The 12090-nt window shown below is 41.1% G+C and carries 10 protein-coding genes; 9 read left to right on the top strand and 1 reads right to left on the bottom strand.

Going from position 1 to position 12090, the window contains the following annotated elements:
• Complete coding sequence (locus tag JQM81_RS05950; protein WP_235232624.1) at window positions 1-1275, bottom strand: chloride channel protein; 1275 nt, start codon at window positions 1273-1275, stop codon at window positions 1-3.
• A 430-nt stretch (window positions 1276-1705) separates the two neighbouring features.
• On the opposite strand from JQM81_RS05950, the gene aspS reads away from it, so the two are divergent.
• The 9 genes from aspS (at window position 1706) to htpG (ending at window position 12056) form a co-directional block, all read left to right on the top strand.
• A complete protein-coding gene (gene aspS / locus JQM81_RS05945) occupies window positions 1706-3040 on the top strand; it encodes an aspartate--tRNA(Asn) ligase (protein ID WP_235232623.1) in 1335 nt (444 codons plus the stop codon).
• A 53-nt stretch (window positions 3041-3093) separates the two neighbouring features.
• Window positions 3094-4089, top strand: coding sequence for a hypothetical protein (locus tag JQM81_RS05940; RefSeq protein ID WP_235232622.1), 996 nt, complete (start codon window positions 3094-3096; stop codon window positions 4087-4089).
• 11 nt (window positions 4090-4100) lie between these two features.
• A complete protein-coding gene (gene gatC, locus JQM81_RS05935; RefSeq protein ID WP_235232621.1) occupies window positions 4101-4394 on the top strand; it encodes an Asp-tRNA(Asn)/Glu-tRNA(Gln) amidotransferase subunit GatC in 294 nt (97 codons plus the stop codon).
• Window positions 4395-4409: 15 nt separating this feature from the next.
• Window positions 4410-5879 carry an Asp-tRNA(Asn)/Glu-tRNA(Gln) amidotransferase subunit GatA gene (gene gatA / locus JQM81_RS05930; RefSeq protein WP_235232620.1) on the top strand — a complete coding sequence of 490 codons (1470 nt, stop codon included), beginning with the start codon at window positions 4410-4412 and terminating at the stop codon, window positions 5877-5879.
• 2 nt (window positions 5880-5881) lie between these two features.
• The gene (gene gatB, locus JQM81_RS05925; protein ID WP_235232619.1) at window positions 5882-7315 is read left to right on the top strand and encodes an Asp-tRNA(Asn)/Glu-tRNA(Gln) amidotransferase subunit GatB; all 1434 of its coding nucleotides are present in this window, start codon (window positions 5882-5884) and stop codon (window positions 7313-7315) included.
• A 120-nt stretch (window positions 7316-7435) separates the two neighbouring features.
• Window positions 7436-8848, top strand: coding sequence for an amidophosphoribosyltransferase (locus JQM81_RS05920; RefSeq protein WP_235232618.1), 1413 nt, complete (start codon window positions 7436-7438; stop codon window positions 8846-8848).
• Between the two features lie 163 nt (window positions 8849-9011).
• Window positions 9012-9716: an ABC transporter ATP-binding protein gene (locus JQM81_RS05915; protein ID WP_235232617.1), complete on the top strand. Its 705-nt coding sequence runs from the start codon at window positions 9012-9014 to the stop codon at window positions 9714-9716.
• A 25-nt stretch (window positions 9717-9741) separates the two neighbouring features.
• Window positions 9742-9873: an NAD(P)H-dependent oxidoreductase gene (locus tag JQM81_RS05910; RefSeq protein ID WP_235232616.1), complete on the top strand. Its 132-nt coding sequence runs from the start codon at window positions 9742-9744 to the stop codon at window positions 9871-9873.
• 119 nt (window positions 9874-9992) lie between these two features.
• On the top strand, window positions 9993-12056 hold the full coding sequence (htpG, locus tag JQM81_RS05905) for a molecular chaperone HtpG (RefSeq protein ID WP_235232615.1): 2064 nt from the start codon (window positions 9993-9995) through the stop codon (window positions 12054-12056).
• Window positions 12057-12090 lie beyond the last annotated feature (34 nt).

Here is a 12090-nt window from a genome sequence, read left to right as displayed (position 1 = left end):
TCAAAAACCCCCGTCCCCATATTGCTTGAAGATACTTTTTTGTGACGTGAAAATGGAATTATTAAAGTTAAAGATAAATGAAATAAAGCATACGACTGAGAAAAATGGAAGCATAGAATAGCCGAAGCTTTCTACGCCTACCAAAATTGCGGCTAACAATGTATTGGTTCCACTGCTGAAGACAGCAGCAAATCCCAGTGCAGCACCAAACATCGGATCTAATCCAAGCATTGGAGCAATCACATAACCGAGGCAGGAACCGATGGAAAAAAGTGGAGCAACCTCTCCGCCCATAAATCCAGAAGATAATGTCAGAATTGTGAGCAGCATCTTCAAAAGCCAGTCGTAAAAATATATGACATTTTCATCTCCACCAAAACAGAGAGCAGTTAGATTAGATCCTGTACCGCAATATCTTCCCTGATGAAGAAGTGCCATTAAGACGGCAAGAATAATGCCCATGATGATGGCTTTCTTCAATGGAGAAGAAAAAGCAAACATTAATTTCAATCGCATATAACGCAGAAGCAAGGCAAACAGAGATCCAACAGCACCAAAGATCAGTCCCATAAGGGCGATTTTTAGAAGTAAAACAATATCATAATTTGAAGGATGGATGTTCAATGTGTCTAAAATATTGATGTAGAATTTGCGAAGTCCCAATGCACGGGAAGTATAGGCAGCACTTAAAGAGGCAACCGTTGCCGGAATCAGTGCGTGATATTCCAGCTTTCCGGCGACGAGGACTTCCAATGCAAAAAAGATGGCGGCAAGTGGAGTGCAGAATAGTCCTGCAAATCCAGCAGCCATACCCGTGATCAGGAACATTTTCTGACTGTCCTTTATATTAGTTACTTTATCAATCAGGCGACCGACATTATTAGAGACAGCAGCTCCGATCTGTACCGCAACGCCTTCTCTTCCGGCACTTCCGCCGAACAGATGAGTTAACCAGGTGGCAATCATTGACAGTGGAACCATCCGTATCGGAAGACCTACTTTATGACCAAAACCGACTTCAAAGACCAGCTTCATTCCTTTGTTGGCATTTTTCCCAAAGCGCTTATAGATCAGACAGATAAAGGCCCCTGTGGCTGGCAGAAATGGAAGAAGATACCAGAAGTATCGTTCTCTGATGGCGGTACATTTAAAAAGAATGGTTCCAAAAGCAGCATCAATAATACCTACCAGAATTCCAATGACCAGACCGGCAACTGCAAGCAAAAAGGTGTCTTTATAATATTTTGAAATATGTTTTATTAATGTTTTTAACACGGTGATAACCCTCATTCCTTGATATTCTCTCTATTTCATTATATCTTTCAGTAAAAAATGTGCAAGTATGATTTTTTGCTTGCAATCAGAAAATACATGTGATAACATATATAACAAATTTTAATTTATTAAAGTAAAGCGTTGAAAGAGACTCTGTTCTTTGGAACTTGACAGGAATGAGGCGTCACCGACTGAGAGCGCCCCTTGAGGAATAAGAACGATAGGGAACACTCTGGAGCAGACTGGTTGAACTTAAGTAGGTCAGTACGTTGGCGCACGTTACGCGTAAGAGAGGAACCTGATACAGGTTCAATGCGGGTGGTACCGCGGATAGCGAAGATGATATCCGTCCCGGAATACGTATGTATTCCGGGACGTTTTTTTGATATTTATCGGCTGTTCGTCCCGGGAAGAAAAGGAGGAAAAAAGCATGGATTATTTAACAGGAGTAAAACCAAAAGAAACGCTAGAAATCAGTGAATTGCTAGAACAGGTAAAACCTGGACAGAAAGTAAAAGTTAAAGGTGCGGTTCATACAATTCGTGATATGGGCACAGTGGCTTTTGTAGTTCTGAGAAAAAGAGAAGGACTTCTTCAGGGAGTGTATGAAGAAGGAATTGCCAAATTTGATTTGAAAGATATCAAAGAAGCAGCAACGATAGAAGTAGAAGGTGTGTTGGAAGAGAATGAAAAGGCTCCGAATGGAATTGAGATTCGTATGGAGACGCTTCGTATCTTGAGTGAACCTGTTGATGAGATGATGCCTTTGGCTATTTCTAAATGGAAACTGAATACTTCTCTGGAAGCAAAACTTAACTATCGTTCGATAGCACTTCGTAATGTCAGAGAACGTGCCAAATTCAGAATTCAGGAGGGACTTACCAGAGCATTTAGAGATTTCTTGTATAGTCAGGGATTTACAGAGATTCATACACCAAAGATTGGAGCAAAAGGTGCAGAAGGCGGTGCCAACATCTTTAAACTGGAATATTTTCATAGACCGGCAGTACTTGCCCAGAGCCCACAGTTCTATAAACAGATGATGGTAGGAGTGTTTGACAGAGTGTTCGAGACGGCTCCTGTATTCCGTGCTGAGAAACATAATACCAAGCGCCATCTGAATGAATATACCAGTCTCGATTTTGAGATGGGGTATATTGACGGATTTGAAGATATTATGGCGATGGAGACTGGATATCTTCAATATGCTATGGAATTGTTAGAAAAAGAATATGCAAAGGAATTGAAAATATTAGGCGTTACGCTTCCAAAAGTTGACAAGATTCCGGCGGTTCGTTTCAGCGAAATCAAAGAAAAAGTTGCTAAGAAGTATCAGCACAAGATGAGAAATCCATTTGATCTGGAACCGGAAGAGGAACAATTGATCAGTCAGTATGCGAAAGAAGAATGGGGCAGTGATTTTGTATTTGTGACTCATTATCCGTCAAAGAAACGTCCGTTCTATGCAATGGATGATCCAGAGGATACCAGATATACTCTGAGTTTTGACCTTTTGTTCCGTGGTATGGAGATTACGACCGGCGGACAGCGTATTCACGATTACAAGATGCTGACAGATAAGATTGAGGCAAGGGGAATGTCTCAGGAGGGAATGGAACAGTATCTTGCAACATTCAAGCATGGAATGCCGCCACATGGTGGAATCGGAATCGGGCTGGAACGTCTGACAATGAAACTGATCGGGGAAGACAATGTAAGAGAGACCACATTGTTTCCACGAGATTTAAGCAGACTGGAACCATAGTATTTTAATAGGATAAAAGAAAAAGGGGCCAGGTATTCAAGAGAGGAAAGTATATGTTTGGAAGAAAATGTACGTTATGTGGGGGAAAGTTAGACAGAAGAGGAATCTGTACGGAGTGTGGACTGGATAATAACAAATCAGAAAAAAACTATCATGTCAATCAAAGCAGCTGTGATAACATGCCGATGACACATGTCCATGAAGATGAGAAGAAGCCTTCTTATGTTAAGAAGAATACACAGGATCGACAGGCCCAGAAGGTTCAGAAAAAGAAGAAGTCAAAGCGGCCCAGAATTATCGCTTTTGCAATGCTGATAATCATTGCGGGGATGATTATCTTCAGTGTTGTAAGTTATCTTATGCAGACAGTGCTTTTTGATTCCGATGACTCTTATTATACTGACTATGAATATGATCCATATGCAAGCCTGGATAAGGAAAATCCTGAGTCTGGGGATGAGGCAGAATATGAACTGCCTTCAGGGACTTATATAGTAGGTCTTCATATCCCGGCCGGTGATTATGAAGCAGTTGTTCAGTACGATTTTGATGCGATTCAAGTGTCTGATTATGAAAATGGAATATATCTATATGAGTATGCGGGACAGGATGAAGAGAATTATCTGGATGATCTTAGGTTGTTCGATCATGCAATCCTGACCATATCATCTGAAACCAGCGTGACACTGAAAACGGAAAATGCACAGCCGCTCTCTGTAAATGGAATTGCAAATCCAGTCATAGATTCCTACGAAATCACAGATAGTGGAACCCGGACGGCAGGTGTGGATTTCGCTGCGGGAATATACGATCTGGAACTTCTGGAAGGGACAGGTGCGATTAATCTTGTAATCTATGCCGAAGATGGAAATGAATATAGTTATGAAAGCATCTATCTTGGTGAGGATCAGTCAGATGGTAAAGAGTATAAGTACATGGTAATTCCAGAAAACACCCAGATTACCTGTGAAGAAGGTATGAGACTTATAATGACCCCGAGCGAGACGATAGAATCGACAGATTATCTTGGCTTCTATACGAGATATTAAGGAGGAGAATTATGGCAAATAAAATATCAGATGAGACAATAGAATATGTTGGCATTTTGGCAAAGTTAGAATTGTCTGGTCAGGAAAAAGAAGATGCCAAGGCTGATATGGAAAAGATGTTGGATTATATTGATACATTGAATGAACTGGATACAGAGGGGATAGAACCAATGTCTCATGTATTTCCGGTCAATAATGTATTTCGAGAGGATGTTGTAGAAAATGGCGATGGCAGTATCGATACTCTTGCCAATGCACCACTTAAGAAAGACAACAGCTTTAAAGTACCGAAAACTATTGGATAGGAGGAAAACAGCAAAATGGATATTACAAGTTTGACAGCCGTAGAATTAGGAAAAAAGATAAAAGCAAAAGAAATATCTGTTGTGGATGCTGTGAAGGCTTCTATCGAACAGATTGAAAAAGTAGAAAAAGATGTCCACAGTTTTGTGACGATTGACCGAGAAGGTGCGCTCGAACGTGCCGAAGAAGTACAGAAGTTAATTGATGACGGAACATTGACAGGTCCACTGGCTGGTGTCCCGGTTGCTATTAAAGATAACATGTGCACAAAAGATATGCTGACGACTTGCAGTTCTAAGATCTTAGGTAATTTTAAACCGACATTTACTGCGGAAGCAGTGAGAAATCTTGAGAAGGCAGGAGCTGTAATTATTGGAAAGACGAACATGGATGAATTCGCCATGGGAAGTACTACCGAGACTTCTTATTATGGAGAGACAAAGAATCCATGGAATCTTAAACATGTTCCGGGAGGCTCGTCCGGTGGTTCCTGTGCAGCAGTGGCAGCAGAAGAATGTCCGTATGCATTAGGGTCTGATACGGGTGGTTCGATTCGTCAGCCCAGCTCTTTCTGTGGAGTTGTCGGAATAAAGCCAACTTATGGAACGGTATCCCGATATGGACTGATCGCTTATGGTTCTTCTCTGGATCAGATTGGACCAATTGCCAGAGATGTAACGGATTGCGCAACGATTCTGGAAGCTATCGCATCTCATGATCCAAAAGACAGTACTTCGATTGCAAGGGAAAAATATGATTTTACCAGTGCACTGGTAGAAGATGTAAAAGGTATGAAGATTGGTATTCCAAAAGATTATTTTGGAGAAGGACTAGATCCCGAAGTAAAAGAAAAGATTCTGGATGCTGTGAAAGTACTGGAAGAAAAGGGAGCCATTGTAGAGGAATTTGATCTGAACCTTGTTCAATATGCAATCCCGGCATATTATGTCATTGCATCTGCAGAAGCAAGCTCTAATCTGTCACGTTTTGATGGCGTAAAGTACGGATACCGTACCGAGGAATATGAAGGACTTCATAATATGTACAAAAAAACACGTTCCGAAGGGTTCGGCCCAGAAGTAAAACGTAGGATCATGCTTGGATCATTCGTGTTAAGCTCTGGTTATTATGATGCATATTATCTGAAAGCATTAAGGACAAAAGCGTTGATCAAGCAGGAATTTGACAAAGCATTTTCAAAATATGATGTCATCATTGCACCGGCAGCGCCGACGACAGCTCCAGAGCTTGGTAAGAGCTTAAGTGATCCGTTGAAAATGTATCTGGGCGATATCTATACGATTTCCGTTAATCTTGCAGGCCTTCCGGGAATCAGTCTCCCGGTAGGAACAGATTCCAAGGGACTTCCGATAGGAATGCAGATTATTGGAGATTGTTTTGAGGAAAATAAGATTATCCGCGCAGCATATACACTGGAACAGACCAGAACTTATGAGAGACCAGAACTTGTGAAAGGAGGCAGATAATTATGGCAAAACAGTATGAGACAGTCATCGGACTGGAAGTCCACGTAGAACTTGCAACCAAGACCAAGATCTTCTGCTCCTGCAGCACAGAGTTCGGAGGTGCGCCGAATACCCATACCTGTCCGGTATGTACCGGTATGCCAGGATCTCTTCCTGTTTTGAATAAGCAGGTTGTAGAGTATGCAATGGCTATTGGTCTGGCAACTAATTGTGACATTACAAAGGTATGTAAATTCGACCGTAAGAATTACTTTTATCCTGATAACCCACAGAATTATCAGATTTCTCAGTTGTATCTTCCGATTGCAAGAAATGGTTATGTTGAGATAGAAGTGGGAGATACGAAGAAGAAAGTCCGCATCCATGAGATGCATATGGAAGAGGATGCCGGAAAACTGATCCATGATGAATGGGATGACACTTCTCTGGTAGATTATAACCGAAGTGGTGTTCCGTTGGTAGAGATCGTATCAGAGCCAGATATGCGTTCTGCAGATGAAGTCATTGCTTATCTGGAAAAATTGCGTATGATTATCCAGTATCTGGGAGCATCCGATTGCAAATTGCAGGAAGGTTCCATGAGAGCGGATGTGAACTTGTCTGTCAGAGAAGTCGGAACAGAAAAGTTCGGAACCAGAACGGAGATGAAGAATCTGAATTCATTCAAGGCCATAGCAAGAGCTATCGAAGGAGAGCGGGAACGTCAGATTGAACTTCTGGAAGACGGCAAAGAGGTGGTGCAGGAGACCAGAAGGTGGGATGATAATAAGGAATCTTCACATGCAATGCGCTCCAAAGAGGATGCGCAGGATTATCGTTATTTTCCAGAACCCGATCTGGTGCCGATCGTGATCAGCGATGAGTGGATTGAGAAGATTAGATCCCAGCAGCCGGAATTCCGTACGGAAAAACTGGAAAGATACAAGAAAGAATTCGATATTCCACAGTATGACGCTGAGATCATTACCGGCTCAAAGCATATGGCAGATATCTTTGAAGCAACAACTGCCATATGCAAGAAACCGAAGAAGGTATCGAACTGGCTGATGGTGGAGACTTTACGTCTATTGAAAGATAACGATATGGAGCCGGAAGATATTCGATTCTCACCGGAAAATCTTGCAAAACTGATTGAGCTGACAGAAGCAGGAACCATTAATAGTTCTGTCGCAAAAGATGTGTTCGAAAAGATATTTGCAGAAGACATTGATCCGGAGAAATATGTAGAGGAACATGGACTGAAGACTGTCAATGATGAGGGTGCTCTGCAGGAAGTTCTGGAAAAAGTCATTGCAGATAATCCGCAGGCAGTAGCTGATTATAAAGGCGGCAAAGAAAAGGCTCTTGGAGCTCTCGTCGGACAGACTATGAAGGCCATGAAAGGAAAGGCCAATCCCGGAATGGTAAATCAGAAGTTAAAAGAGATGTTAAGTTAATATTAGACAAGGCTATCTGCCTGTGTTACAATTGTACCGGAGAGAAATACCATCGGTGTACAGAGATGTCAGTACACCGATGTTGTTGACAAAATACATATTCAGAAAAGGAGAGGTCATATGGGAGGATTTTTTGGTGTAGCATCAAAAAGGGACTGTGTTCTGGAGCTTTTTTATGGAGTAGATTATCATTCACATCTTGGAACAAGACGAGGAGGAATGGCAACTTATGGGGAAGAAGGTTTTAACCGTGCCATTCATAATATTGAGAACTCCCCGTTTCGTACAAAGTTTGACCGAGATGTCAGCGAGATGAAAGGACATCTTGGAATTGGCTGTATCTCAGATTTTGAACCACAGCCATTATTGATTCGTTCAAAACTTGGAAGTTTTGCAATTACAACGGTAGGAAAAGTGAATAATTATGATGAATTATTGAATCGTTTGTATGAAAGTGCAAATTCTCACTTCCAGGAGATGACGAATGGACAGATCAATGTCACAGAATTGATGGCAGCATTGATCTGTGAAAAAGATTCTATCTTAGAAGGAATCAAATATGTTCAGGAGCTGGTAGACGGTTCTATGACGATGTTGGTTATGACAAAGGATGGAATCTATGCGGCCAGAGACCGTTATGGGCGGACTCCGCTGGTGATCGGTCATAAGGACGATGCTTATTGTGTATCTTTTGAAAGTCATGCGTATATCAATCTTGGATATACAGACTATAAAGAACTGGGACCTGCAGAAATTGTTTATATTACACCGGAAGGTGTTGAAGTATTAAGTGAACCACAGAAAGAGATGAAGATCTGTTCATTCCTGTGGGTATATTATGGCTATCCGACTTCATCTTATGAAGGTGTCAATGTAGAAGAGATGCGTTACAAATGCGGAAGCATGCTGGCAAAAAGAGATGGAGATTCCGTGCATCCGGATATTGTGGCAGGAGTTCCGGATTCTGGTATCGCCCATGCAATTGGATATGCCAATGAATCGGGGATTCCGTATGCAAGACCATTTATCAAATACACGCCTACCTGGCCAAGATCATTTATGCCGACGAATCAGAGCCAGCGTAATCTGATCGCGCGTATGAAACTGATTCCGGTTCATGCATTGATTGAGAATAAGAAGCTTTTATTGATTGATGACTCCATTGTACGTGGAACACAGTTGAGAGAGACGACGGAATTCTTGTATCAGAGTGGAGCTAAAGAGGTACATGTCCGTCCGGCATGTCCGCCGATCATGTACGGCTGTAAGTATCTGAACTTTTCCCGTTCCAAATCAGAGATGGAACTGATCGCCAGACAGATGATCAAGAAACGGGAAGGGGAAGATGTCCCTAAGGAAGTATTAGAAGAATACTCCAATCCGTGCAGCTGCAAATATGCACAGATGATTGAAGATATCCGCAAGCAGCAGAATTTTACAACACTTCGATATCACCGACTGGACGACTTGCTAGCATCTATCGGAATTGAACCATGTAAAGTATGCACCTATTGCTTTGATGGAAAAGAATAGAATAAGATATTGTATGATAAAATGACTCATGGCAAAACAGCTATGAGTTATTTTTTTACTCTAATTTTTAGATTTCTTTAAGAATTGTTTTATAAATCAACATTTTTCTTTCCTTATTGTACGTGATATAATAAATACAATAATTCATTTTCGGAGGTATGGTATGGGTGAATTTGTCTCATTAGAGAATGTAAAAAAGATATATAAGATGGGAGAAGTTGAGATTATGGCGGCAGCCGGAATCGATTTTCAGATAGAACGAGGGGAATTCGCGGTTGTTGTCGGACCCAGCGGTGCCGGTAAGACGACAGTCTTAAATATCCTTGGAGGAATGGATACAGCGACATCGGGGAAGGTTATGGTGGATGGAGAGGATATTGCCAGATATTCCCAGAGGCAGTTGACGGCATACCGGCGGGATGATATTGGTTTCGTTTTTCAGTTTTATAATCTGATTCCGAATCTGACGGCATTGGAAAATGTAGAATTAGCACTTCAGATCTGTAAGGATCCCATGGACGCGGCAGAAGTATTAAGAGAAGTGGGGCTGGGCGAAAGGCTTGATAACTTCCCGGCACAACTGTCTGGAGGGGAACAGCAGAGAGTGTCTATAGCCCGTGCACTGGCAAAGAATCCGAAGCTGTTGTTGTGTGATGAGCCGACAGGAGCATTGGATTACAATACGGGAAAATCCATTTTGAAACTTCTGCAGGATACCTGCAGAGAGAAAGGGATGACGGTTATTCTGATTACGCATAATCAGGCAATCGCACCGATGGCAGACCGGGTCATTAAGATTAAGAATGGAAAAGTATCCGATGTGGTGATAAATGAACATCCGGTATCGGTAGAAACAATCGAGTGGTAGAAATCATTTTTCTAGAGGAATATCAATGAAAGTATTAGTACTGTGCGGAAGTCCGCATAAAGATGGAACAACTAATGCATTGGACTTCGACAGGAATGTTTATAAAAAGTTTATAATTTTAACAGAATTGTTAGCACTCTTTTTGAAAGAGTGCTAATTTTCTATTGACATTTAAATTTATCGGTATTATCATATCTTTTGAGCAAAACAAACGGGGTATTCCCTGTTTCAAAAATATATAGAAAATAATCTAAAATAATAACAGGAGTGGTGAAGATGGAAGCAAAAAAAGGAAGTTTATCAATCAGTAGTGAGAACATATTCCCAATTATCAAGAAATGGGTTTATTCAGATCATGACATTTTTGTCCGTGAGATGGTATCTAATGGATGTGATGCGATCACTAAGCTGAAAAAATTAGATATGATGGGTGAATACCAACTGCCGGATGATTATAAACCATCCATTCAGGTAGAAGTAAACCCGGAAGAAAAGACCCTGAAATTCTCAGATAATGGTCTTGGTATGACTGCAGAAGAAGTGGAAGAATATATCACGCAGATTGCATTTTCCGGAGCAACAGAGTTTCTGGAGAAATACAAAGACAAGACAACCGAAGATGATATGATCGGTCACTTCGGACTTGGATTCTATTCCGCATTCATGGTAGCAGATGAAGTCCATATTGATACTCTTTCTTATAAAGAAGGTGCGGCTCCGGTACACTGGGTAAGTAACGGCGGTACAGAGTATGAGATGGAAGACGGGAATAAAGAAACTGTAGGTTCAACGATGACATTGTATCTGAATGAAGACAGTCTGGAATTCGCGAATGAATATCGTATGAGAGAAGTCATTGAGAAATACTGTTCTTTCATGCCGGTAGAGATCTTCCTGGCAAAAGAGAATGCTGAGCCGGAATATGAGACCATCGATGAGGCAGATCTGAAAGAAGACGATGTTGTCATTGAACACATCCATGAAGATGCCAAGATGGAAGAGAAGGAAAATGAAGATGGCGAAAAAGAAATGGTAGAGGTTGAAGCGGCAAAAGAGAAAGTTAAGATTCAGAAACGCCCGGTTCCTTTGAATGATATTCATCCACTTTGGACAAAACATCCAAACGAATGTACTGATGAGGAGTATCAGGAATTCTACCGTAAGGTATTCATGGATTATAAAGAGCCTCTGTTCTGGATTCACTTGAATATGGATTATCCGTTTAACTTAAAGGGAATCCTGTACTTCCCAAGAATCAACACAGAGTATGATTCTATCGAAGGAACGATCAAGTTATATAACAATCAGGTATTTATTGCAGATAATATTAAGGAAGTTATCCCTGAATTCCTCATGGTATTGAAGGGAGTCATTGATTGCCCGGATCTGCCATTGAATGTATCACGTAGTGCATTACAGAACGATGGATTTGTTAATAAGATTGCAGATTACATTTCCAAAAAGGTTGCAGATAAGCTTTCTGGCATGTGCAAGACCAAGAGAGATGAGTATGAAAAATACTGGGATGACATCAGTCCATTTATCAAGTTTGGTTGCTTAAAAGATGAAAAATTCTGTGACAAGATGAAGGATGCCGTTCTCTTTAAGAACATTGATGGAAAGTACCTGACATTAAAAGACTGCATTGAAGAAAATGGCGGAGAAGTCGTTGAACCAAATGACAAGAAAGAGGATGCTGACAGTGCAGAGAATACAGATGAAAATAACGTAGAAGAGATTAAGACTACCATCTACTATGTAACGGATGAGATTCAGCAGAGCCAGTATATCAATATGTTCCGTAAGCAGGGCCAGGATGCAGTTATCTTAGGACATAACATCGACTCTCCATTTATTACACAGTTAGAACAGCGCAATCCAAAGATTCGCTTCCAGAGAATTGACGCCGATGTGACAGAACATATTAAGGAAGAAGTGGCTGAAGAAGATAAGGAATCATTTAAGACAATTTCTGACAGCCTGATTGAAATCTTCCGCAAAGAACTTGGAAACGATAAGTTGGATGTCAAGATTGAGAAATTAAAAGATGATAAAGTTGCTTCTATGATTACCCTGTCTGAGCAGAATCGCCGTATGCAGGAAATGATGAAGATGTACGGTATGAGCGGCATGGATATGGGCGGAGATACGACCCTGATACTGAATGCAAACCATCCACTGGTAAAATACGTGGTAGATAACAAAGAAAATGAAAACGTATCTATCATCTGCAAGCAGTTGTATGATCTTGCAATGCTGGCACACAAGCCACTGAATCCAGACGAAATGACTGCATTTGTAGAGAGAAGTAATGAGATCATGATGATGCTGACGAAGTAAGAGAATTCAATATTAAGCTATAGAATAGCCGTTA

The organism is Faecalicatena contorta (assembly GCF_021531895.1).
GTDB lineage: Bacteria > Bacillota > Clostridia > Lachnospirales > Lachnospiraceae > JAFBIX01.
The sequence above is the reverse complement of the archived record's forward strand: the minus strand, read 5'-3'. Positions and strand labels throughout refer to the sequence as shown.